20 protein-coding genes and 1 pseudogene are annotated in these 24,402 nt (G+C 57.2%); 15 read left to right on the top strand and 6 right to left on the bottom strand.

From position 1 onward, the window contains the following. The first annotated feature begins 4 nt into the window (after positions 1-4). From COHPA_RS0112055 to COHPA_RS23420, 3 genes are all read left to right on the top strand, one after another. Positions 5-442: a rhodanese-like domain-containing protein gene (locus COHPA_RS0112055; RefSeq protein WP_027086421.1), complete on the top strand. Its 438-nt coding sequence runs from the start codon at positions 5-7 to the stop codon at positions 440-442. Positions 443-516: 74 nt separating this feature from the next. Next, on the top strand, positions 517-1,281 hold the full coding sequence (locus tag COHPA_RS0112050) for a MerR family transcriptional regulator (protein WP_027086420.1): 765 nt from the start codon (positions 517-519) through the stop codon (positions 1,279-1,281). A gap of 630 nt (positions 1,282-1,911) precedes the next feature. Then, positions 1,912-2,406: a M15 family metallopeptidase gene (locus COHPA_RS23420; RefSeq protein ID WP_245590341.1), complete on the top strand. Its 495-nt coding sequence runs from the start codon at positions 1,912-1,914 to the stop codon at positions 2,404-2,406. Here the strand turns inward: COHPA_RS23420 and COHPA_RS0112035 are convergent. Then, the gene (locus tag COHPA_RS0112035) at positions 2,403-3,161 is read right to left on the bottom strand and encodes an exodeoxyribonuclease III (RefSeq protein ID WP_027086417.1); all 759 of its coding nucleotides are present in this window, start codon (positions 3,159-3,161) and stop codon (positions 2,403-2,405) included. The two genes, COHPA_RS23420 and COHPA_RS0112035, sit on opposite strands and share 4 nt — an antisense overlap. 190 nt (positions 3,162-3,351) lie before the next feature. On the opposite strand from COHPA_RS0112035, the gene COHPA_RS0112030 reads away from it, so the two are divergent. The 5 genes from COHPA_RS0112030 (at position 3,352) to COHPA_RS0112010 (ending at position 9,536) form a co-directional block, all read left to right on the top strand. After that, entirely contained in the window at positions 3,352-4,728 is a 1,377-nt protein-coding gene (locus tag COHPA_RS0112030; protein ID WP_027086416.1) for an extracellular solute-binding protein, read from the top strand. A gap of 84 nt (positions 4,729-4,812) precedes the next feature. Further along, positions 4,813-5,703: a carbohydrate ABC transporter permease gene (locus tag COHPA_RS0112025; protein ID WP_027086415.1), complete on the top strand. Its 891-nt coding sequence runs from the start codon at positions 4,813-4,815 to the stop codon at positions 5,701-5,703. Between the two features lie 16 nt (positions 5,704-5,719). Beyond that, positions 5,720-6,544, top strand: a complete 825-nt coding sequence (locus COHPA_RS0112020; protein ID WP_027086414.1) for a carbohydrate ABC transporter permease — start codon at positions 5,720-5,722, stop codon at positions 6,542-6,544. A 27-nt stretch (positions 6,545-6,571) separates the two neighbouring features. Then, positions 6,572-8,392, top strand: coding sequence for a sensor histidine kinase (locus tag COHPA_RS0112015; RefSeq protein WP_027086413.1), 1,821 nt, complete (start codon positions 6,572-6,574; stop codon positions 8,390-8,392). Next, positions 8,370-9,536 carry a response regulator gene (locus COHPA_RS0112010; protein ID WP_027086412.1) on the top strand — a complete coding sequence of 389 codons (1,167 nt, stop codon included), beginning with the start codon at positions 8,370-8,372 and terminating at the stop codon, positions 9,534-9,536. The genes COHPA_RS0112015 and COHPA_RS0112010 overlap by 23 nt, the downstream gene beginning before the upstream one ends. 704 nt (positions 9,537-10,240) lie before the next feature. Here the strand turns inward: COHPA_RS0112010 and COHPA_RS0112005 are convergent. The 4 genes from COHPA_RS0112005 to COHPA_RS0111990 all read right to left on the bottom strand — a co-directional run bounded on the left by COHPA_RS0112005 (position 10,241) and on the right by COHPA_RS0111990 (position 14,525). Then, on the bottom strand, positions 10,241-11,332 hold the full coding sequence (locus tag COHPA_RS0112005; RefSeq protein WP_027086411.1) for an AbrB family transcriptional regulator: 1,092 nt from the start codon (positions 11,330-11,332) through the stop codon (positions 10,241-10,243). Further along, entirely contained in the window at positions 11,332-12,072 is a 741-nt protein-coding gene (locus tag COHPA_RS0112000; protein WP_027086410.1) for an MBL fold metallo-hydrolase, read from the bottom strand. The genes COHPA_RS0112005 and COHPA_RS0112000 overlap by 1 nt, the downstream gene beginning before the upstream one ends. Next, positions 12,062-13,255, bottom strand: a complete 1,194-nt coding sequence (gene fabV, locus COHPA_RS0111995) for an enoyl-ACP reductase FabV (protein WP_035120709.1) — start codon at positions 13,253-13,255, stop codon at positions 12,062-12,064. Before fabV ends, COHPA_RS0112000 begins: the two co-directional genes overlap by 11 nt. A 172-nt stretch (positions 13,256-13,427) precedes the next feature. After that, on the bottom strand, positions 13,428-14,525 hold the full coding sequence (locus COHPA_RS0111990) for a winged helix DNA-binding domain-containing protein (RefSeq protein ID WP_027086408.1): 1,098 nt from the start codon (positions 14,523-14,525) through the stop codon (positions 13,428-13,430). A gap of 246 nt (positions 14,526-14,771) precedes the next feature. On the opposite strand from COHPA_RS0111990, the pseudogene rpoD reads away from it, so the two are divergent. The 3 genes and pseudogenes from rpoD to COHPA_RS0111975 form a co-directional block, all read left to right on the top strand. Then, positions 14,772-15,656, top strand: a pseudogene (gene rpoD, locus COHPA_RS0111985) (RNA polymerase sigma factor RpoD); the annotation flags it as partial. 13 nt (positions 15,657-15,669) lie between these two features. Continuing rightward, positions 15,670-17,586: an ABC-F family ATP-binding cassette domain-containing protein gene (locus tag COHPA_RS0111980; protein ID WP_027086406.1), complete on the top strand. Its 1,917-nt coding sequence runs from the start codon at positions 15,670-15,672 to the stop codon at positions 17,584-17,586. Positions 17,587-17,662: 76 nt separating this feature from the next. Further along, positions 17,663-18,067 carry a TFIIB-type zinc ribbon-containing protein gene (locus tag COHPA_RS0111975; RefSeq protein WP_027086405.1) on the top strand — a complete coding sequence of 135 codons (405 nt, stop codon included), beginning with the start codon at positions 17,663-17,665 and terminating at the stop codon, positions 18,065-18,067. A gap of 57 nt (positions 18,068-18,124) precedes the next feature. Here COHPA_RS0111975 and COHPA_RS0111970 read toward each other — a convergent pair whose 3' ends face one another. Beyond that, positions 18,125-19,825: a methyl-accepting chemotaxis protein gene (locus COHPA_RS0111970; RefSeq protein WP_027086404.1), complete on the bottom strand. Its 1,701-nt coding sequence runs from the start codon at positions 19,823-19,825 to the stop codon at positions 18,125-18,127. A gap of 248 nt (positions 19,826-20,073) precedes the next feature. On the opposite strand from COHPA_RS0111970, the gene COHPA_RS0111965 reads away from it, so the two are divergent. From COHPA_RS0111965 to COHPA_RS0111950, 4 genes are all read left to right on the top strand, one after another. Continuing rightward, positions 20,074-20,943, top strand: coding sequence for an ABC transporter ATP-binding protein (locus COHPA_RS0111965; RefSeq protein WP_027086403.1), 870 nt, complete (start codon positions 20,074-20,076; stop codon positions 20,941-20,943). Between the two features lie 90 nt (positions 20,944-21,033). Next, entirely contained in the window at positions 21,034-21,987 is a 954-nt protein-coding gene (locus tag COHPA_RS0111960) for an AAA family ATPase (RefSeq protein ID WP_027086402.1), read from the top strand. 4 nt (positions 21,988-21,991) lie between these two features. Next, positions 21,992-23,086 (top strand): DUF58 domain-containing protein, encoded by a 1,095-nt coding sequence (locus tag COHPA_RS0111955; RefSeq protein ID WP_027086401.1) that lies wholly within the window; start codon positions 21,992-21,994, stop codon positions 23,084-23,086. Continuing rightward, positions 23,086-24,363, top strand: coding sequence for a hypothetical protein (locus COHPA_RS0111950; protein WP_027086400.1), 1,278 nt, complete (start codon positions 23,086-23,088; stop codon positions 24,361-24,363). The genes COHPA_RS0111955 and COHPA_RS0111950 overlap by 1 nt, the downstream gene beginning before the upstream one ends. Positions 24,364-24,402 lie beyond the last annotated feature (39 nt).

Here is a 24,402-nt window from a genome sequence, read left to right as displayed (position 1 = left end):
CGATATGAGCCAAGTTAACCGATTTTCCCGCGTATTAGAGATTCCCGCCGCTTCTCCCGAAGCCATTCACCGGCATTACCTGAATAAGCTTGAGATGGAGACAGACGTGTCCGACGTGCAGTTCGATCTGGCGCAAGGCACGAACGAGTTCACTCTAATCGACGTTCGGGGCGCCAAAGCTTACGAGGAATGCCATATTCCCGGAGCGAGCCATCTATGGTCCGCGAATATTAACGAGGCGACGACCGCTCATCTGGACAAGGACCGGCCGATCGTGGCTTATTGCTGGGGACCGGCATGCAACGGCGCGACGAAGGCTGCCGTCCGCTTATCCGCGCTCGGGTTCAAAGTAAAGGAGATGCTCGGCGGAATCGAATACTGGCGCAAAGAAGGTTTCGAAGTAGAAGGGACGAAAGGCACGGAGGCGCCTCTGGTCGGATGACGTTCCCATTATGATAAAATACCGTTGACATTAACGTTACGTGAAGGTGTACCGTTAGTTCAGGGGGTGACGACATGGAGTATACGGTGTTGAAGTTAGGACGGCTGGCGGGCGTAAGCACGCGCACGCTGCGGTACTACGACGAGATCGGCATTCTGAAGCCGGCCAGAACGAACTCGTCCGGGTATCGCATTTACGGGGCCCTTGAAGTCGAGCGGCTGCAGCAAATTATGTTCTATCGGGAGCTCGGCGTCCCGCTGGAGACGATCAAGGACATCGTGACCCATCTGTCTTTCGACGGCGCCGCCGCCCTGAAGGAGCATCGCGAGCAGCTTCTGGCGCGCAGAAGCCAGCTCGACAAGCTGATTGCGAACGTGGACAAGACGATCGCGCTAACGGAAGGGAGATCGACGATGAGCGACCAAGAGAAATTCGAAGGGTTCAAACAAAAGATGATCGACGAGAACGAGCGGAAATACGGCAAGGAAGCTCGGGAGAAATACGGGGATGATGTCGTCAACAAGTCCAATGCCAAGCTGCAGAATATGACCGAAGCACAGTATGCGGAAATGACGAAGCTCGGAGAAGAGCTTCACGTCAAGCTGGCGGAAGCTTTCCGGACGGGAGATCCCGCAGGGGAGCCGGCTCAGCAAGCGGCCGACATGCATAAGCGGTGGCTGATGTTCCACTGGCCGCAGTACAGTCCGGAAGCGCACGCCGGTCTTGCCCGGATGTACGTCGATGACGAGCGGTTCACCGCGTACTACGACAAGGATCAACCGGGAACGGCCGCGTTCCTGAGGGATGCCGTTTACATCTATACGGGTCAGAATAAGTAATGCAGCCGCCTTGCTCGCGTTCGCGGGCAAGGCGGTTTTGCGCAGCGGTCGGCCGCGCCCCGGCGCGCCGCGGATTGTCGCTCTGCGCGACAAAGATGCGCGAATGGGCCCCGGCGCGCCGCGGATTGTCGCTCTGCGCGACAAAGTTGCGCGAATGCGCCCCGACGCGCCGCGGATTGTCGCTCTGCGCGACAAAGATGCGCGAATGGGCCCCGGCGCGCCGCGGATTGTCGCTCTGCGCGACAAAGATGCGCGAATGGGCCCCGGCGCGCCGCGGATTGTCGCTCTCCGCGACAAAGATGCGCGAATGGGCCCCGGCGCGCCGCGGATTGTCGCTCTGCGCGACAAAGTTGCGCGAATGGGCCCCGGCGCGCCGCGGATTGTCGCTCTGCGCGACAAAGTTGCGCACCCTTATATTCATTCGATAGACTGGATAAGCTATTGATAGAGTCATAGAATCTAGTAACGAAACCGAAGAGAGGTTCCCGCATGCCCGACACGATGCCGACCGCACCTTCTTCCGCAACCGCAGCGGAACGGGCGAAACGACAAAGCAAACCGCACGCCAAATGGCTCATTCGAGCGTTGCTCGCCGTGCTTGCCGGATACGCGGTCATCCAAGCGAGCTTCATGGAACGCTGGCTGCCGATTAGCTGGTTTCGCCACGTACCCGAGACGATAGGACTGCATCCCGTCGTCGCCGAGAAGAGAGATCAGTTAGTCGCGCTAAGCCGAGACATCGGAATACGCGTGCTCGTCACCGACGAGTTCCGCAGCACGGAGGAGCAAGATGCGTTGTACCGCCAAGGCCGCACCGAGGACGGCCCGATCGTAACGACCGTCCAAGGCGGCGAGTCGTACCACAACTACGGACTCGCCATCGACTTCGCCCTGCTGAGCCCAGAGGGCAAAGCGCTGTGGGATCTGGAATACGACGGCAACGGCAACGGCCAAGCGGATTGGACGGAAGTCGTCGCGATCGCGAAGCGGTTAGGCTTCGAATGGGGCGGCGACTGGGAAAGTTTCAAGGACAATCCTCACTTGCAGATGGACTTCGGTTTCACGATCCGCGAGCTTCAGGGCGGCTGGCGTCCTCCCGAACGTCCGGACGGGGACGGCGCTTAATCCAGCGCCAGCGTCAACGTGACCGGACAATGATCGCTTCCGAGCACATGGGCGTCGATGCCCGCCTCGACGATGGCGCCGGCAAGCCGCTCCGATACGAGAAAATAATCGATCCGCCACCCGACGTTCCGTTCCCGGACGCCCGGCATATTGGACCACCATGTGAACGCATCGGTCCGATCCGGATACGAATGGCGGAACGTATCCACGAAGCCCGCGCCTAGCAACTCTTTCATCTTGCCGCGTTCCTCGTCCGTAAAGCCGGAGCTGCCGCGGTTTCCTTTGGCATTCTTAATGTCGATGTCCTCGCGGGCGACGTTCAAATCCCCGCATACGACGACCGGCTTATGCTTGTCCAGCTCCTGCAAGTACTTCCGGAACCGGTCCTCCCATTCCATGCGGTAGTCGAGTCTCGACAGATCCCTCTTCGCGTTAGGCGTATAGACCGTCACGAGATAGAACCCTTCGAACTCCAGCGTCAGAATCCGGCCCTCGGGCTCCTCGTTCTCCTCCATCCCGTAGCGCACGGACAGCGGTTCCCGCTTCGTGAAGACGGCCGTTCCGGAGTAACCTTTTTTGACCGCGTAATTCCAGTAAGCCTTAAATTCCTCGCCGAGCGCCAGCTCGATCTGACCCTCCTGCAGCTTCGTCTCCTGTACGCAGCATATATCCGCTTCCGACAGTCGACAATAGTCCAAGAAACCTTTGTTTACGCACGATCTTAACCCGTTTACGTTCCATGAGACCAGCTTCATCGTTCTATTCTCCTTTATCTTTTTCGCTACTATTAGTGTAGCATAGACGACCCATACACGGGTTTTATACGCCGATCGCCCCCGATGGACCTAAAAAAAGCAAACCTTAACTCACAAAATTCCCGCATTGTTAGGAGTGTCGAACCTGTACCATAATAGGAGTACATTCACGCAAGGGGGAAAATAGACAATGGCAAACAAGTTGAAAATGCTGAGCGTTGTAGCGGCAGCTTCCGTACTGACGCTGAGCTTGGCTGCATGCGGTAAAGATAGCAACAATACGAATAACGCCGCATCTCCAGCCGGAACGGCTCCGGCTGCATCCAGCCCGGCTGCCAACGGCGGAGAAGTCAACAACGGCGAGAAAGTTACGATCACGTTTCAGAACATCTACGCCGACGAAACGACGCCTACGGCCAATGGCCTGAAGCAAGTCGTCGAGGCATACACGAAAGAGCACCCGAACGTAACGATCGAGCTCGACACGCTGAATACCGACCAACAGAAGCAAAAGCTGAAAACGCAAGCCGCGGCCAAAACGATCCCCGACATCACGATGGTTAACCCTGCCGCTCAAATGCAACCGTTCGTAGAAGCGGGTCTCTTCGCTCCGCTGAACGACATTCTCGACAAAGACGGTCTGAAAGACACGTACCAGGCGGGCCTACTCGACTACTATAGCTTCAACGGCAACGTATACGCGCTTCCTGACGGCAACAACATCGAAGTCGTGTACTACAATAAAGACTTGTTCGCGCAAGCGGGCATCTCCGCGCCTCCAACGACGTTCGACGAGCTGATCGAAGACGTGAAGAAGCTGAAAGACAAAGGCATCACGCCGATCGCGATCGGCGAGAAAGACACTTGGACGGGATCGTTCCTGTTCATGAACATCCTGCTCCGCACGAACGGCGGCCCGGGCTTCCTGCAAGACGTGCTTGACGGCAAGAAGACGTTCGAAGATCCTGCGTTCGTCGAAGCGGTCGACGCGTTCCAGAAACTCGTAGAAGCCGGCGCATTCCCCGAAGGCGCGACTTCCATCGACGCGAATGCCGGCGCTAACCTGTTCAAATCCGGCAAAGCGGCTATGTTCATTATCGGTTCTTGGGAGACGGGCGCGATCGACGGATCGACGGTCGGTCAAGCGGGCAATGCCGCGGCGTTCCAGTTCCCGACGGTCAACGGCAAAGGCGACCCGAACCAATTCATGCTCGCGCCGGGCACCGCTTTCGCCGTATCCGCGAACAGCAAAAACCTTGAAGTGGCGAAGGACTTCCTTCACTACATGACGTCGAGCTGGCCGCAAATCCAATTCGACCTGAAGAATGCCGTAGGCCAACCGCAGCTTATGAAGGGCGACCTGAAAGCGGCCGGTTACTCCGATCTCGCGATCTCGGTACTCGACCTGTTCTCCAAAGTCAACGGCGGCGACCTTGCGTTCGACAACACGATGAAGCCTGCGATCGCGCAAGTTCACTTGACCAGCTTGCAAAACCTGTTCGTGCAGAAAGTCGAATCGGCTTCGGTTGCGAAAGAACACCAAGCCGCGTACGACGCGAACAAATAATCATAGCTGAATCGTTCTAATTTCACGCAAAGGGGCCGCTGCGAGGCAGCCCCTTTGCCATTCGATTTTAAGGAGGCGGCAGTATTGAACGTCCTGAAGGTTCCAGCGCGCACGATCGCTGTATTCATCCTGCCGGCGTTGTTGCTCTACGTGTGCATCGTATTCATCCCGATCGGAGTATCGTTCTATACGGGAACGCTGGACTGGGACGGAATCAACACGGCCAAACACGTCGGATTCGATAACTGGCACCGTATGCTGTTCGACGATCCGTATTTCTGGCCGGCCGTACGCCATACGCTGATGTACGCCGTGTTCTCGATGACGGAAATCCCGATTTGCTTGTTGATGGCGATTCTGCTCGTTCGCTTCATCCGGAAGCCGAACCGAATCGTATCGATTTATTTTACGCCAGTCATTCTCTCGGTCGTTATTATCGGTCAGTTATGGAGCACGATCTATAGTCCCGAGTCCATGGGGGGCATGCTGAACAGCGTACTCGATTCGCTCGGGCTCGACAGCTGGAAGCACGGCTGGTTGACGGAGAAGAATATCGCCATGTACAGCATCTATATCGTGTCGCTGTGGCAATACTTCGGCTATCATTTGCTCATTCAGTTCACCGGCGTCCAGAACATTCCATCCGAAATTTACGAAGCGGCGAAGATCGACGGGGCGGACGGCTTCAAGGCCGACCGTTACATTACCCTCCCGATGATCGTGCCGATCTTGAAAATATCGCTTATTCTCGCGTTTATCGGTTCCCTGCAATCGTTCGACCTGGTCATGGTCATGACGCAGGGCGGTCCGGCGCATGCGACGGACGTGATCTCGACTCATATGTACAACAGCTCGTTCCTGTCCCAGCAGTATGGATACGGCAGCGCGATCGCATCGTTCCTGGTCGTTCTATGCTTGGTGTTCACGATAATCATCAACACGATCATGGACCGCGTGGAACGCAGATACAGCTAGAAAGGAGATACCACTCATGCATAAGCTCAAGAAAGGGATCGTGTATCTCCTGATCGCGGTACTGTGCGTTACCCAGCTCTACCCGCTGTTCTGGCTGCTCACGTATTCCTTGAAGACGAACGAAGAAATTCTCGACGGCCAGTTCTTCGCGCTGCCGAAGTCGCCGGTCTGGGATAACTACAGCAACGCGTATCATTCGGGCCACTACCTTAAATATTTGTCCAACAGCGTCATCGTCACGGCAACGGTTATGGTCTGCGTCATCCTGTTCAGCTCGATGGTCGCCTTCGCGATCACCCGGTTCCGCTTCAAGTGGGGCAACCTGATCATGCTCATCTTCTTGCTGGGTATGATGATTCCGCTGCAATCGACGCTGCTTCCGCTCATGATTATTTTCCGGGACGCGCATCTCCTGGATACCCGATGGTCGCTTATTCTGCCTTACGTGGCCTTCTCGACCCCGATCGCGGTATTCATCCTTAGCGGATTCATGAAGACGATCCCCCACGAGATCGAAGAGTCGGCGTATATCGACGGGGCGAGCGTTTATCGGATTTTCCGCTCGATCATTATTCCGATCTCGATTCCGCCGGTCATGACGGTATGCATTCTGACGTTCATCACGATCTGGAACGAGTACATTCTGGCCGCGACGTTCATCTCGGACGAAGATCTCAAGACGCTGCCGTTCGGCGTTTACTCGTTCGTCAGCCAGTACCAGACGAACTACGGCAATATCGGGGCCTTCCTCGTCATGGGCGCTCTCCCGGTAATTCTGCTATACTTTATCCTATCCGAGAAGATTACGAAGGGTATGGTAGCGGGCGCCGTCAAAGGCTAATCTCCGTTCGGTAAGGAGTCGTTCGTCTTGCGGAGAGGCAATTACAATACGATTCAGTCGCGCCTTTTCCTCTTGTTCTTCGTAAGCATGACGGCGATCTTGCTCATCGTTAGCGGATTGTTCTACAACCGTTCGATGAACGAGTTCCATGACAAGATCACCGATCTATCCAAGAAAAATAGTTCTCAAACCGTAGCCCTCTTCGACTTAATGTTGAAGGGCTACGATAGTTTATCCAAGTCGATCAGCAACAATATCGACGTCGTCCGGCTTTTGTCGCAGAAGAACGTCAGCCCGGCCGTCGAATTCATCAACGAGCGCTCGATTACGAACTTAATCGGCGCTATTTACTATTCTCGGGAAGATCTGATGGGCGTACACGTCATCTCCAGCAAGGGCAAAGTGATCAGCTATGGGGATTACCGCAACGTCATCGATCCGGAGTACGGCGAATCGGATTGGTATAAGCGGCTTAAGAGGTCCCAAGGCCGCATGGTGTGGCTCGGCGTCTTCCCGCAATCGATCATCGACACGTCTCAGAATCTACCCGTATTCGCGTTCGGTCGCATCATCTACGACTTGAACCAATACCAACCGATCGGTTACGTGCTTTTCGAAGCGAAGCCGCAGTTGATATTGTCCTCCATGGATAACCTGAAGCTCGGACCGAACAGCCAGGTTAATATCGTCTCCGCGAACGGCGACATCCTCGCGCACTCCGGCGAAGCGAACCTGCCGGCGGACATCGACCTGAGGGAGCCCATGCAGCAAGACTCGGGACTTTACAAGGTGAAGAACGAATGGATCGTGACTTCTTCGATCCCGTCGGCGGGCTGGACGATCGTCAGCCGCACGCCGCAGTCCGACCTGAACGGCGAGCTGGAGAGCATGCAGCGCTATTTGATCGTCGTGCTGATCGCCCTCGTCTGTCTATCGGCCGCCATCGCGGTCTGGGGCTCGCGGACGATATCCTCGCCGATCAAGCGGATCGTACGGGAGATGAAGCAGGTCGAGACGGGGAACTTCAACCGGGTATTGACGGTCAAATCCTACTACGAAATCGGGCAACTCGCGGATTCGTTCAACAAGATGGTCGCGCGGATCTCCGAGCTGATCGAGCAGATTAAGATCTCGTCCGTCAGCGAGAAGAATGCCGAGCTGCAAGCGCTGCAATCGCAGGTTAATCCTCATTTTCTATACAACACGCTTGATATGATCTACTGGCTGCTCGACGAGAAGGGTAACGATAACTTGGCGGAAGTCGTGCTCGCGCTGTCCCAGATGTTCAGGTACAGCAGCCATTGGGAAGAAGAAGTAACGCTTGGCGCCGAACTGGAGCAAATCCGGCATTATTTAACGATTATCGAGCTGCGCTTGCACGGACGGCTTACGGTCGAGATCAACGTAGACGAGCGTTGGCGCGGAGTCCGCGTTCCGAAAATGACGCTGCAGCCGATCATCGAGAATGCGGTGAAGCACGGACTTGAGCCGCAAGGCCGTGACGGCAAGCTGAGCGTATACGCCGCGCGCGAAGGTGATAGCTTAACGATAATCGTAGCGGATAACGGCGTCGGGATGAGCGGGGAAGAGCTTGAACGTCTCCGGCAATCGCTGGGCGAGAGCGATCTGGCGATCACCCAAAGCGGAAGCCGCAGCCGCGGCCAGGAAGAGGCGGCTCAGGATACGGGAGGCATCGGCATCTCGAATTTACACCGCAGATTAAAACTGATGTTCGGAGAGAGTTACGGCCTTAGCGTAGACAGCGCCCCGGGCCAAGGGACTTCGGTCCGAATCCGGCTGTGGCTTCCGGAGAGGAGTGAACGCGTTGAACATACTGATCGCCGATGACGAGAGCGTCATTCGCGAAGGCGTGGAACGTACGATTTTGGCGCATTTCCCTGCCTTCAACGTATCGCTGGCTTCGGATGCGTCGGAGGCGGCGGGCGTGCTCGAGCGAGAGCCGATCGACGTCGTGCTGACGGACATTCTGATGCCGGGACTTAGCGGTCTGGAGTTCATGCGGGTTTCCCGCAGGAAGTATCCGAACGTCAAATGGGTCGTTATCTCCGCCCATTCCGAATTCAGCTACGCGCAGAAAGCCGTGCAGTTGGGCGCCAGGGATTACTTGCTGAAGCCGATCGGGAAGCAGCGGGTGACGGAGCTGATGGAGTCGCTTCAAGCCGAGGTGGCCCGGGAGAAGGAAGCCTCCCGCGAAGGGGCGTTGCTGCGCAACGGGCTGAAGTATTTGCGGGAGGCGGTATTCCAGCGTCTTGCGGCCGGGCTCGATATCGGGACGATGGATTTGCAGCCCTTCTCCGAGCGTCATCCGACCTACTATCTCATCATGGTGACGCTCGACGCGGGCAATTCGAACGTGCATCTGGAACATTTTATCGTAGAGAACGTGCTCGCGGAGCTTCTCGATATGCGGGGGGACGGTTTCGTCATCTCGATCGACCGCCAAAGCTTGCTCGGCTTGATCACGTTGACGGTACCGGATGCGATCGCGACGCTGCTCGCGGATTTGAAGGCGCATCTGAAGCATTATCTGAAAATCCCGTTCCAGGTGCTGCATTCCGAGCGATTAACGGATATCCGCGAAGTGCCTAGCGTCGTGGCGCATTTCCGCCAAACCTCCGCATCGGAGAAATTCGAGACGCTCGAGAGCGGCGGCGACAAGGCGATCGATATCGCTTTGCAGTATATCCAAGCGCACTTCGCGGAAGATTTGACGCTCGAGAAAGTCGCATCCGTCGTCTTCCTTAACCCGGCATACTTCAGCCTGCTGTTCAAGCAGAAGACGGGGCAGGGTTACAAGGATTACGTAACCATGCTCAGGCTCGAGCAAGCGAAGTCGCTGCTGTCGGGCTCGGAGCTTAAGCTGGCAGACATCGCGGAGCGGATCGGCTATAACGACGTCCGCCATTTCACGCAGATGTTCCGCAAGAAATACGAAATGACGCCGACGGAGTATCGCAATCTGCGGCATTGAAAGAAGGCCGAGACGCCCGAATAGGGGCGAACCCGGCCTTCAACATGATCCGGGAAGACGCGGTTCCGACGTTGACCATCTTAGCTGAACCATAACAACGACTTGCAGTTCATTCGGGCATTAATCCATGTTGTGCTACGAATAACAACCATTCGCAGTTATTTCGAGCAATCGGCGCCAGCGTGAGGCGAATACCAACGATTTTCAGTTATTTTAGTAAAATGCAGCCGTATGCTTGTCTGGAACAGTAAATAAATGCGTATGTGTTTCATTGTAACGCCGACATTCGACTCGGCCTCGAATAACTGCAAATGGTTGCTATCTAGTCCATCTCCCCCTCAACTCGTCGTTATAGTCCGTGTCGGCCCGTCATTGTAGTCCGTGTCAACTCGTCGTTGTAGTCCGGAACGGGGTCAATTCGAATAAATAACAACCATTCGCAGTTATTTCAAGCAATAGGCTCCGGCGTGAGGCGAATACCAACGATTTTCAGTTATTTTAGTAAAATGCAGCCGTATGCTTGTCCGGAACAGTAAATAGATGCGTATGTGTTTTATTGTAACGCCGACATTCGACTCGGCCTCGAATAACTGCAAATGGTTGCTATCTAGTCCAATAGGGAATGGACTGGCCGAAACGAAGAACCCCGAACGAATTCGTTCGGGGTTCTTCGGCATCAATAACGTTATCCATCATACGATTCCTTACCGAAACCGTCTGAACAGCGTCTTCAGGAGCGGCGGAACCGCAAGGAAAATGAAGAAAGTCCGAAACAGCTGGTAACACGACACGATGGAGACGTTGGCGTCTATCTCGTGCGCGATGATGCCCATTTGGTCCATGCCGCCGGGCGCTAGGCTCAACAGCGAGGTTGCGGCTGTCATCGCATGCAAACGGGTTAACAGGTAGCTAAGTCCGCATGAGCCAGCGATCAGCGCGATGCCGCTCAAGACGGCGACCGTGATCAGCTTCGGCTTGTTCGGCAAGTTCTCCGGTTTCAGCAGCAAGCCGACGTAGCAGCCGATCATAAGCTGCGCGGCGGCGAGAACCGGCGAAGGGAGCTCTGGCGCCGTTAACCCGCCCAAGTGCAACGCCGCCGTAGCGATCAAAGGCGGGAGCAGGTACGCCGTGGGAAAGTTAATCTTGCTCGCCAGAAGAGAGAGCACGGTACAGACGGCGCCGTAGAGAACGATATGAGGCCATAGACCGCTCCACGACCGATGCGAAGAGACGGCTTCCGCAACGGCCGCGGCGGTCGATCCCGAGCTTGCCGGGTCCAGCCCGGGACTGAAGACGATAATCGGGATGAAGACGATGATCATCATGAGCCGGGACACTTGCAGGAAGGTGACGACGGTAAGGTCGATCCCCTTCGTCTCCTCCGCGAGGGTGACCATCTGAGACAGACCGCCGGGAATACTCCCCGTTAGCGCGGTCGCATAGGGAATGCCAGCGGCTTTGGATACGCCGTATGCAAGGAGTGCGCAGAGGAAGAGGAGCATGAAAGTCATGAGCACCATCGAGGGCAATTGGCGCACGATCTCGGTTAGCGTATCCCGAGTGAACGCGGTGCCGATCGCATACCCGACGGTAATAAGGCCCGCATTCCTCACGAAGCCTGGCCAATAGAACGTGTAGGATCTCACGATTCTAGCGGCCGCGCACACGCCGATCATCGGGCCGAGCAGCCATGGAATCGGCATGCGGATCAGCGTGAACAGCAACGCGGACACAATCGCTATAACGAGCGTAAGGGCGAATGCGGCTGTCCGGTTCGTTGTACGCGGCGCCGACATTAGATCGCCTGCGCGGCGATTTCCGCGATTCGCTCGTTGACGCGTTCCGATGCGTACAAGCCGCCGTGGTAGCAAATCGCTTGCGCGATATCGAAGGCGGCAAGCTTCCGAAGAGACTGCAGCGCCTGGCCGTAGTCCGGCGTAAACCCAGGGTTAGGTCCGTTTAGCCGGCCGTCGCTCACGATCATCGCGTCGCCCGCGATCAGCGTCCGGCTCGCGCGGTGATACAAGCATACATGACCGGCCGTATGGCCGGGCGTATGAATGACGGTCACGCCGCCGCCGAACGGCAACGATTGGCCGTCCGTAAGCTCATGGCTGACATTGCCCGGCGAAGAAGGGGACATCATCGCGCGATATTGCCGGGCGATCGTTTCCGGTGCTTGGCCGAGGATCATGCTCAGCCTCTCCTCCGGCGCCTTGGCGATCGGCCGTACCCCGTCGATCGCCGGTCGGTCGGCAGCGTGCGCGTACACGTCGGGACGCGCTGCGTCTGCTTCGTCCGCATCGCCCAGGAATTGCGGCAAGCCGCCGATATGATCGATGTCCTCGTGCGTCAGGACGATCGCCGCCAATCGGCGGTCGTCCAAGCCGGATTCGCGCACGGCCTCCGCGATCTTGCCTCGGAAACCCGGCAAGCCCGTATCGATCAGCACAAGCGACGACTCGTCATAGAGGACCGTCGGGAAGATCGACGTCCCGGGGGTGCCCCGCGACAATTCCAGCATCTTAATAGACATGCGGCACCTCGACCTGCGGATCGACGTCGGCTTCATAATCGATGCCGTCGGTTTCGAAGCCGAACAGTTGGAAAAACTCGCGGCGGTAACCGACGAGATCGGACAACCGCTCGATATTCTCGGTCGTGATCGCGTTCCATATCGTCGCGACTTCCGCTTGCACGTCATCGCGCATTTCCCAATCGTCGATCCGAATGCGTCCTTGTTCGTCCGTCGGTACTTGACCGCCCGAGGCGTACAGCCTGTCGGCGAACAAGCGGTACATTTGCTCGATGCAGCCTTCGTGTATGCCCTTGTCCTTCATCACTTTATAAAGCGCGGAAATATAGAGCGGCACGACCGGAATCGCCGAGCTCGATTGCGTGACGAGCGCCTTGGCGACGGTAACGTAGGCGCGGCCCCCGGTAGCCGACAGCTGTTCGTGCAGATGCTTCGCCGTAGCTTCCAAGTGATCCTTCGCCTGACCGATGGATCCTTCGCGATAGATCGCTTGCGTGATGTCCGAGCCGATGTAGGAGAATGCGATCGTCGTCGCGTTGTCCGCGAGCACGCCGCCTTCGCGCAGCGCGTCGATCCACAGCTGCCAATCTTCGCCGCCCATCACGTCGACCGTCTCGCGGATTTCCTGCTCGGTGGCCGGCTCGATCGTAATCGGGCTGACTTCTCCGGTGTGGAAGTTTACCGTCTTGTTCGTGTACGGCTTGCCGATCGGCTTAAGCACCGAGTTCGACGTCTCGCCGGTTTCCGGATTCGTGCGGCGCGCGGTAGCGACGCTGTAGATGACGAGGTCGACTTGACCAAGCTCCTTGCGAATGACTTCGATTGCCTTCTGCTTCGTCTCGTCGGTGAACGCGTCGCCCGTTACGCTGAACGACGGCAATCCGGCGAGATCCGCAGCGGCCTCGAAAGCCGCGGAGTTGTACCAGCCGGCGGAAGCCGGGCGCCCTGCCCCGCGCTCGCCTTGGCGGTATATACCGACGGTGCTGGCGCCAGATCCGAATGCGGCGACGATGCGAGCCGCAAGGCCGAAGCCGGCGGAAGCGCCGATCACGAGCGCTTTGCGCGGTCCTTGAATGGAAGGGTTGCCTTTCACGTATGCAATCTGTTCTTGCACTTGCGCGGCGCAGCCTTGCGGGTGTGCCGTCGTGCAAATAAAGCCTCTCGTTCTCGGTTTAATAATCATCTTCGAATTCCTTTCCGATTCCATGAACGCGGATGCGATTCAACGGTGTCATAAGCTGCTTCTTGAGCGCGCTGTTCCTATTTTAGCGAATTTCGGCCCGGACGGAAACTGCGGAATGCATAGGAATAAGCCGAGTCCCCTGTCTCGGGACCTCGGCTGTCTTCGGTTGCGCCTATTCGAATATGAGATGATGGGACTGGGCGCCCGCCGCCGCGAAACCCAGCAACCGTTCGCCTTCCTCTGCGGCCGCTTCTCGCTCGGAGGGACTTAAAGGTTCGAACGTCCGGACGATCAGCGTGGCGGCGTTCCGCTCATGCTCGATGCGCCATATTCCTCGCACGAAGCCGTCTACGAGCAGCATCGCCCGAACGATTCCGTTGTCGCTGATGACAAGCTTGCGATGAGTGGGGGTTACCACGAGGCGGCTATAGTCAGCATACGCCAATATCAAGTTGTCGTACTCGGATAGATAACGTACCGGCGCGGGCATATTCGGATCGGGGAGCGGATTGCCCGGCATATCGAACAGTTCCGTGCCGTTCTCGTCCGCGAAGGCGATCAGCTCGTCCCTCATGCCGGCGAATACGGTCCGAAGGCCGGTCAGGCCCGACCACGTCTGCATATCTTTAATAGAAGCGGGACCGAACGCGCCGAGATAGCGCCGGACAAGCTCCTCAAGCGATGAGCCGGACAGCTCGCTTCCAAGCCAGGCTTCCGCGGTCGTATGGGCCGCTTGCCCGCTCTCGCCCCAGATGCCGCGCGGCGGCACTTGGACGAGCGCCGCCAAGTTGCGCACGGCGTTAGCGAGCGCAGCGGGATCGCGGTCCGGCCATTGGCCGCGCAGCGCGGCTCCGAGGTCGCCGAGCGTGAGCGGCTTCTCCTCGGCGAACGCGCGTCCCGCGGCGGCGACTTCGGCGAGATCCAGCCCTTCGAGGCGTTTGCCGTACGCACCCTTGAGCGCGCGATCCATAACCGGCTGCAGGAGCGGCCGGAACGCCAGCGCGTCCTGCGCGGACACGAGGTGGATCGTCGAACGCATCATCGATAGACGGACGGCCGCGCGCTGCGTAAGCAACCCGGCTAATTCCTCGTGACGGAAGTCAGCCAATCTCGCCCATAATCCGATATAGGGCGGATTGGGCGCTTGGGATTGCATGCCGGCCAGCTTCTCGATCGCGGCGATGGCGGGCATCCGAACGCGCTCATGCAACAGTTGGCGGGAGAGCAGCGCGCGGTTTAAAGCGCGGGCGGATAGCATGGAAGGGGACATGGCTGAAACTCCTTTGGGCCGATATACGTATAATGAGAAAAACCCTCTTGCAGGATTCGGCAAGAAGGTTTTGGCAGTTGAAAATGAATGTTGAATTTGATACAATGGCGGATAGCGACGAAAAATGAAGTACTCATAAAAATATATCTCTTTTCACTGTATCACAAATTCTTCGATGCGTCAATGGGCGAACGCGGCGAGCCGCCTCGAGGATAACGATCTAGGAGGGGTAGCAGGATGACGTACGAGCGCAACGACGAGCACGAACTGAACGACGAAGACCTGAAATGGCTGCCAGGTGTCAAGATCGACGATCCCGTTAGAATGTATCTGAAGGAAATCGGCCGTGTGCAGCTGCTATCCGGAGAAGAAGAGATAGAGCTTGCGATCCGCATCGAGCAAGGCGACGAAGAAGCGAAACGGCGGCTGGCGGAAGCGAACCTTCGACTGGTCGTCAGCATTGCCAGAAGATACGTCGGCCGGGGCATGCTATTCTTGGACTTGATCCAGGAAGGGAACATGGGCCTCATTAAAGCCGTGGAGAAATTCGACTATCGCAAAGGTTTCAAGTTCAGCACGTATGCGACGTGGTGGATTCGCCAAGCGATTACGCGAAGCATCGCCGATCACGGCCGAACGATCCGCATCCCCGTTCATATGGTGGAAACCATCAACAAGTTCATCCGGATTTCCAGGCAGCTGCTGCAGGATCTCGGCCGCGAGCCGACGCCGGACGAAGTCGCTAAAGAAATGGACCTTCCGCTCGACAAGATCCGGGAGATCATGAAGATATCGCAGGAGCCGGTGTCGCTGGAGACGCCGATCGGCGAGGAGAACGATTCCAAGCTAGGCGAGTTCATCGAGGATCGCGACGCGTTGGAGCCGGCCGACGCGGCTGCGTTCGAGCTCATGCGCGAGCAGCTCGAGGACGTTCTCGAGACGCTCACCGAGCGCGAGGAGAGCGTGCTTCGGCTTCGGTTCGGGCTGGACGACGGCCGTTCCCGCACGCTCGAGGAAGTCGGCCAGGCGTTCGGCGTTACGCGCGAGCGGATTCGCCAGATCGAAGCGAAGGCGCTGCGCAAGCTCAGACATCCAAGCAGAAGCAAAAGGCTGAAAGATTTCCTAGAGTAAGGGCGGGCTGGCGATGCATCTCATGTCCGTAGAACGGATTACGAAGAGCTTCAGCGATAAAATATTGTTCGAGAACGTAACGTTCGGCGTGGAGTCGGGCGACAAAATAGGCATTATCGGCGTTAACGGAACAGGGAAGTCAACGCTGCTGAAGGTAATCGCCGGAATCGAGCCGGCGGACTCCGGCACCGTGTCCGTCGGCAGGACGGTCAAACTGCGGATGCTGGCTCAAGATCCGGTATTCGCCGAGAACGAAACCGCGCTGGAACACGTGCTCGGCGGCGACTCGCCGCAGCTGGCAGCGGTGCGCGAGTTGGCCGAGGTTACGGCGGCCTTGGAACTGAACGCCGGCGATATGGCGCTGCAGCAAAGTCTAATCGCCGTCAATCAGCGGATGGACGAGCTTAACGCCTGGCAGATGGAGAGCGAAGCGAAGGCCGCGCTCTCGAAGCTCGGCATTCACGAGTACGACGCGCAGGTGTCGATCATGTCCGGAGGACAGCGCAAGCGGGTCGCCATGGCCGCAGCGTTGCTGCAGCCTTCGGACATTCTTATTCTGGACGAGCCTACGAACCATATCGACAACGATTCAGTAGCATGGCTCGAAAGCATGCTGCAGAAGCGCAAAGGCGCGCTGCTCATGATTACGCACGATCGGTACTTCCTCGATCGAGTCAGCAACCGGGTGATCGAGCTCGATCAAGGGAGCGCCTTCTTCTATGAGGCGAACTACAGCCGGTTCCTCGAGCTGAAGCTGGAGCGGGAAGAACGCGAGGCGGCGTCGGAGGCGAAGCGGCAAAATTTGCTGCGTAACGAACTGGCCTGGATTCGCCGCGGCGCGCAAGCTCGCTCTACGAAGCAGAAGGCGCGCATCGACCGGTACGAGGCGCTGAATGCGCAGTCGCCGAAGCAGGCGGCGGGCAAGCTGGACGTGTCCGTGTCGTCTACGCGCCTAGGCAAGAAAATTCTCGAGGCGGAGCATGTCGCTAAGAGTCTCGGCGGGCGAACGCTCATCCGGGACTTCAACTATATCGCGGTGCCGGAAGACCGCGTCGGCATCGTCGGGCCGAACGGCAGCGGCAAGTCCACGCTGCTCAAGCTGATCGCGGGCAAGCTGCAGCCGGACGCCGGCCGCATCGAGCTCGGGCCGACCGTTAATCTTGGCTGGTTCAGCCAAGAACACGAAGAGATGAACGAGTCGCTTCGGGTGATGGAATATATCCGGGAAGGAGCGGAGCAAGTTAAAACCGCGGACGGATCGGTCATTTCGGCGGGGCAGATGCTCGAGCGGTTTCTTTTTCCTCCGAATGCGCACTGGTCCGTCATCTCCAAGCTATCCGGCGGCGAGAAGCGGCGCTTGCAGCTGCTGCGGGTGCTCATGGGCGCGCCGAACGTGCTGCTGCTTGACGAACCGACGAACGATCTGGACATTTCCACGCTGACGGTGCTGGAAGACTACTTGGACGATTTTCCGGGTATCGTTATTACGGTGTCGCATGATCGGTATTTCTTGGACCGTACGGTCGACCGAATATTGGCGTTCGAAGGCGGCGGGGACATTACCCGGCACGAGGGCAACTACTCCGATTATCGCGAGCGCGAAGCGGAGAATGAAAAGCTAGAAAGTATTGATCGGGCACCTGCGAAGCCTGCCGAAAATGCACTGCGCACGGACGGCCGCGAGCGGACGCTGAAGATGTCTTATAAGGACCAAAAGGATTTCGAGCAAATCGATGAATGGATCCAAGGCGCCGAGGAAGCGCTTAAGCGCGTGGCGCAGCAGATGGAGGAGTCCGGCAGCGACTCCTACAAGCTACAGCGGTTGGCCGAGGAACAGCAGCAGCTGGAGGCGAAGCTCGATCAGTTGCTGGAGCGCTGGACCGAGCTGAACGAACTGGCCGAGCGGATCGCGGCGAGCAAGAAGCAGTAGCGGTTGTTGGAACCTGAGTCCGTATGTTCCGTACTAAATAGGGAAACCTATTCGGATAAGGGAGGAACGGCTCGATATGAACTGTCCGGTGTGCGCGGATACGCGCATGAGAGAAGTCGAGAAGAACGGTATTCTCATCGATATTTGCCCATCCTGCAAGGGCGTATGGCTTGATCGCGGGGAGTTGGACAAGCTGATGCAAGGCGTCCAGGAAGTCCGCCAAGAATATAATCAGTGGTATTATAGCGATGACGACGATGACGACGATAAGCACAAAAGACGGTATCCGCCGCAGCAACCGTACCCGCAGCAACAACCGTACCCGCCGCAACAGCAATATCAACAGCAATATCAACAGCAACCGTATCCGCAACAGTATTCCGACGGTAAACATAAGCATTCGCAATATCAGCAGTACCCCTATAAGAAGAAAAAGAAAAGCGTCATGGACGTCTTCGGCGATTTGTTCGGAGGAGATTGAGGCGCGAATTGTCAACAGAAACTCCGGCCGCGCGCCGGAGTTTCTATTGTTATCCGATCAAAGCTTGAAGCGATTCATTCTTGCTTGCAATTCATCCGCGGTATGGGATAAAAAATCCGCCGACGACGAAATTTCGTGGACCGTTGCCAGCTGTTCTTCCGAAGCCGCGGCCACGCTGACCATTCCGGTCGAAGTTTGTCCCGCGACGTTGACAATCAGATCGATCGAATCGGCGACTTCTTCCGTATGAAGGATCATTCGTTGTATCGCGGACGATACTTCTTGAATCTGTTCCGATACTTCTTCGACGGAACCGGATATTTCCGCGAATAATTCGCCGGCTAACTCCGCTTTTTTTACCCCGTCTCCCATGCTTGACGCCACCTCCGACACAGAACGGGAAGATTGATCGATATCCATGCGAATATCGCGAATGAGTTCGGCGATTTGATTGGCAGAGCTTGCCGATTGTTCGGCTAATTTTCTGACTTCGGACGCAACGACCGCGAATCCATGTCCGTGCGACCCGGCTCTAACAGCTTCAATGCCTGCATTCAAGGCGAGTATATTCGTTTGCCCGGCAATGGCCGTTATAGATTGAACGATGTTGTCGATTTCGCCAGATCGCTTATGTAAGCTCAGCACCGCATTTTCTACGACTTGAATCGTACTCCGAGTCGCGTCCATTTGGCGGATTACGGCGTGGACGGCTTTGTTGCCGTCCATCGTATTGGCGAATGCATATTTAGCCTTTGATGTCACGGCGTCCGTATGATTCGCGATCTGTCGTACGTGATCCGAAATCGTGTTCATCGCTTGCGAGCTTCCCTGGACGCTTCGGAGCTGGTTGTCGGACCCCCGGGATACTTCTTCGATAATCTCCGTGATCTGCTCGCATGACTTGAAGCTCTGTTCCGCGCTGGCCGAGAGCTGACGGGAAGAGGCTGCTACATGGTTTGCCGTCCGGTATACCTCTTGGAATAGCGCGCGAAGATTCGCCGCCATCAGGTTCACGTCGCGAGCAAGATTTCCTATTTCGTCTTTGCTTCGTATGGTTAATGGTTCCACGGATAAATTACCGCCCGCGATTTGATGCACCTGTCCGGTGATCCGAATCATCGGACGCGCCATGCGCCGAATAATAAAGTATAGCGCAAGGAAGACGGCAATCATCGTCGCCAATCCGACGGTGAACGGATAGATGAGGCTGTCTACGGTTCTTTGCCTAATGACCGACGCGTCGAAATCGATTGCATTAACGGCAATAATCTCTTGGGCCGGATCGTGATCCTTGAATATCGGGGCATATCCCGTCATTCGATCGGCATCTCCATAGCGATATATGCCCGAATAGGTGGCATGCCGCATGGAAACGAGCTCTTCGATCGCCTTATGATCGATATAGAACGTATCGCCGGCCTTGAAGCCTTGCTCCTTAAGGCTGTTGTCCGCAGCCAGCAGCTTTCCGTCAACCGTCATGATATACGCGTTCTTGAAAATAGGCTTGTGCTCAATGATCCAACCGATTTCATTCTCGATTCGCGGAAGAAGCGTCCGATTCCCGCTCATCAGTCGTTCGAGGTCCGAGGTCTGAATAAGGCCGGTCGTAATGCTTGCGCATCCGTCAAGCTCGATTCCGGCCGCCGTGAGCATTTGCCGGCTTGTTACCTGGTAACTGACGGTGGCGAATACGATGCCGACCGCTACGAAAAGCGTGACGACTACTGCCGTGATCTTGCCAGAGATACCGAACTTCATTGCGGTGAGGCTCCCCTCGCTCCATGATTTTATTCACCTTCGCGATTAATGCCAAATTTTGCATGAATAAACATTATTGTAGCCCGAACATGGCGACCTACCTATGATGGAAATCACATGTAAAACCTGCGGAAAGGCAGGCATCCAGCAATTATGGATTGACAATGATAATGAGAACCATTATCATTACACAAGACGAGTAAGTTCGGATTCATGCAAAATCGCTAATGAGAAAGAAGGATGAGGACATGTCTCGGTTGCGGACGACGGAGTTATCCCTGGCTTACGGCAGCAGACAAATCGTGAAGCAGCTTAGCGTAGAGGTTCCCGACGGGAAGATTACGGCGCTCGTAGGCGCTAACGGCTCCGGCAAATCGACGATTCTGAAATCGATGGCGCGCATACTGAATCCCGTGCAGGGCGGAGTGTACTTGGACGGCAAGCTGATTCACCGCCAACCGACGAAGGAAGTCGCCAAGCAACTGGCGATTCTGCCGCAGAACCCGACGTCTCCGGAAGGCTTGACGGTTCGCGAGCTCGTCTCGTTCGGCCGGTATCCTCATCAAAGAGGCTTCGGCAACATGAACGCGGAAGACAACCGGATGATCGAATGGGCGCTCCACGCGACCGGCATGACGGAATTCCGCGACCGCTCGGTCGACCAGCTGTCAGGCGGCCAGCGCCAGCGCGCATGGATCGCCATGGCGCTCGCCCAGGGCACGGACGTGCTGCTTCTCGACGAGCCGACGACGTTCCTCGATATGGCGCATCAGATCGAAGTCATGACGCTGCTCGAGAAGCTTAACCGCGAGCAGCAACGAACGATCATCATGGTCGTGCACGACTTGAACCATGCCGCGAGATTCGCGCAGCATTTGATCGCCCTGAAGCAAGGCGTCGTGCTGTACGAAGGCAATCCGCAAGAGGTCATGACGAGCCGAATGTTACGAGACGTGTTCGGAATCGATGCGGACGTCATTCCCGACCCGCGCACGGGCGCTCCTCTCTGCCTGCCGTACGGACTTGCGGAGGACGCGGCTAAACCTGGCGCGCCTGCCGCCTTGCCTACAGCCTCGCCTGCCGCAACCGTACACGAGCGCGAGAAGGTATTGGCATAACGGCCTAAAAAGATAGTCGCACTTTCCAATTTACGCTCTCCCCCCAGCATTGTTAGAATGTAGAAAACGGGGGGAGGGCTTTTTGCGTTTATGGAGCATAATCAGGATCTATCGGCAGTGATCGAGAACGTGAGCAAAGTCATCGTAGGCAAAGAGCACGTCCTGGAGCAGCTTCTGATCGCCTTGCTCGCATCCGGGCATATTCTGTTGGAGGACGTTCCGGGCACGGGTAAAACGATGCTGGCCAAAACCCTGGCCAAGACGCTCGATTGCGAGGTTCGGCGGATTCAATTCACCGCGGACTTGCTGCCATCGGACGTCACGGGAATTAATTACTATAACCAGAAGGCAGGCGGCTTCGAGCTGAGACGAGGGCCGGCCTTCACGAATATTCTGCTGGCCGACGAGTTGAATCGGGCGACTCCGCGTACCCAGTCCAGCTTGCTGGAATGCATGGAGGAACGCCAAGTCACGATCGACGGTCAGACCCACGCGCTCGAAGCTCCGTTCCTCGTCATCGCGACGCAGAATCCGATCGACAACCACGGCACGTTCCCGCTGCCTGAAGCGCAGTTGGACCGGTTCATGCTAAGCGTCTCGATGGGGTATCCGTCCGTAACGGAAGAGGAGGCGATCCTCAGACGGTTCACGGCCGGTGATCCGTTGAGCCGATTGCAGCCCGCCATCGGCAAGGACGACATCGCCAAGCTTCAGAAGCAAGCGGCATCCGCCTACGTGAGCGACGAGCTCGTGCAATACCTGCTCGCGATCGTGGCCGCAACGAGAAGGCATGCGGATATCGCTTTCGGCGTCAGCCCTCGCGGCAGCTTGCAGCTCATGAGAGCGGCGCAAGCGAGAGCGGTGCTGCGCGGCAGGGATTATGTCGTTCCGGACGACGTGAAGGCGCTCGTAGAACCCGTATTCGCGCATCGGATCATCCTTAAGGACACGTTCCGCGGGGAAGCGTCGCGGACGCGGCAATTACTCGAACGCCTGGTCGCGGACATCGAAGTGCCGACGGAGTCGGCGATCGGGGCGAAGTAAGCCGATGACGGCCATTCTGTGGATCGTCTTCGTGCTTCTCGTTATTTATCAATTACAGAGAATCGTCTTTCGCAAGTTCGGCTTGCGAGCCGTTGCATACGACCGCGCGTTCAGCACGGACAAGCTATTCGCGGGAGAGACGTTGTGGCTGAGCGAGACGATCGCGAACCGCAAGCGGCTGCCCATACCTTGGCTGAGGGTGGAGACGCTTATGCCCGCGCAGCTCGTCTTTAAGAACGAGGAAGCCGATACGTCCATCAATCGCGGAGATCGGCTGCAGAACCATGCCAGCCTGTTCAGCATTCCGGCCTATACGGAAATCGTTCGCAAGCATGAGGTGTTGTGCCCGGAACGCGGCTGCTATGCGGTGTCCAGCTATACGATGTCCATGGGCGATATGATCGGCATCCAGGCGAAGTCGGAAACGCGGACGCAAACGAGCGAAATCGTCGTATACCCGAAGGTGACGGCTTTCGCCGATCTGCCGCTCTCCGCCAGGAAATACGTGTACAGCGTTCGCAGCATGCTGTCTCCGATTCGCGAGGATCACTATCACGTATCGGGCGTAAGGCCGTATCGCGACGGGGATTCGTTCCGTCTGATCAACTGGAACGCGACGGCGAAAACCGGCGAGCTGCTCGTCCATAAGAGAGAGAGTATGTGCGACAACGACCTGCACCTGCTCATTAACGCGGAGCTGCTGGACCACGCGAACAACCGGCGCGTGACGAAGGAGCAGTTCGAGCAGGCGCTAAGCTATGCAGCTTCGGCGGCGCATTATATAATCGCGGGCGGAGGCAAGGCCGGACTTCTTTTCAACGGCGCGGTGAACGGATACGCCGATACGGTGTATCGGTTGCCGACCAAAGCCGGAGCAGCGCACCTTGACGCGATCTTGGAAGCGATGGCGCGGTTCGAGCCCGTGACAAGGCTGGGGATGTCCTACTTGCTGAAGCGGTTGATCGACGAGCGGACACGGGGGTTGAACTATCTGTTCGTTACCGGCTTCATCGATGAAGAGCAAGAGGAACTCGTCAGGCAACTGCGGCTTAACGGCAATTCGGTGGAATTGTTGCTTCTGTACAAGGAGGCGGCATGATGAACGGTAAACTTGCAGGCTGGATAACCGGATTCGCCGGAAGATTGCTATTCGAATGGGCGATTTGGGTGCCGGCATGGTTGCTATTGACGATCGGACACGGGCAGGAGAGCCGGCTGTTGTCGCTGGCGGCGGTGCCTGCATGCTGGGCAATCGGCTTGGCGCTGATGCGGTTGCGCCCGCCGTGGCAGTTGCTCGCGACGATTCTGTTCATGATCGCCGTCGCGGCGGGAGCCGCCGCGATCGATATACATGAGGCATCGATCGGGATTTGGCTTGCGGTCGTCGCCTGGCGCGGCAAATACGCGAATATAACGGCGGGGCAATTCGGAATCGGATTCGCGGTCGCTTGCGCGGGCGTGTTCGTCGCTACGGGTTATGACGCGGCGGAGAAGTATCGATTCGGGTTCATTGTTGTTGCGATCGTCTGGCTCGCGGTCTGGTTGATCGCTTGGAATCGGTCTCTCGTAAGCCAAGCCGGTTTGGACAGCAAGATAGCCACGCGCGCCGTGCGCAAGGAAAGCCGAAAGTACGCGTTCCTGTTCGTGGCGCTCGCTTTAATCGCTTTCGGGCTGACGATCAGCCATGCGCTGGATTGGATGAGGCTTCCCCAAGTCGATATCGGCAGCTCGCGGACTGACGACATCGTGCCGCCGACGCCGAGGGAGCCGGCCCAAGGGCTCCCGTTCAAGGTCGATGAGGATTACCGCCCGAATCCGATCTGGGACATCCTGTTCTGGATCATCACCGTCTTTTCTCTATTCTTGTTGTGGAAGTTCTTCGTCTGGATGTGGCGCGACAGGAAGTGGTCGTGGCAAGCGATCAAGGACGCGCTGCGCAGCCTGTTCATGCGCGACCGGCGCGAGGAGAAGCTTCCTTACGTGGAAGAGCGGAGGAGCTTGGCTAAGGAGAAGAGGAAATCGCGCTGGAGCGGGTTGTTCCAACGTCAATCTCGCGGCCCGGACTGGGTGCAGCTGAACAACGGGCAGAAGGTTCGGCGATTGTATGCGGATGCCGTAGCCGCGGGGCTTACATCAGGCTATCCGCATGCGGCGAATCTGACGCCGGCCGAGTCTCTGGAAAGCTTGGAGCGCTGGCGCGCCGAGCAGGCCGAGCCCAAGTCGGGTAACCGAGCGGCTTATTGGAGATGGTTCGCGGGTGTCCGGCTGGCTTTGCTCCGTATGTACGAGCAAGCAAGGTACAGCCCGCATGGCATAGAAGAGCACCAGGTGGCCGACTTGATCGAGAGGCATCCTGAACGAGATAAGCTGCGGTAATGTTCGGTCCGAACGCCCGCAAGCCCCGTCGCATGAAGG

It is taken from the genome of Cohnella panacarvi Gsoil 349, from assembly GCF_000515335.1.
GTDB lineage: Bacteria > Bacillota > Bacilli > Paenibacillales > Paenibacillaceae > Cohnella > Cohnella panacarvi.
Note: the sequence above shows the minus strand (reverse complement) of the source record. Positions and strands in the feature narration are given on the sequence as shown.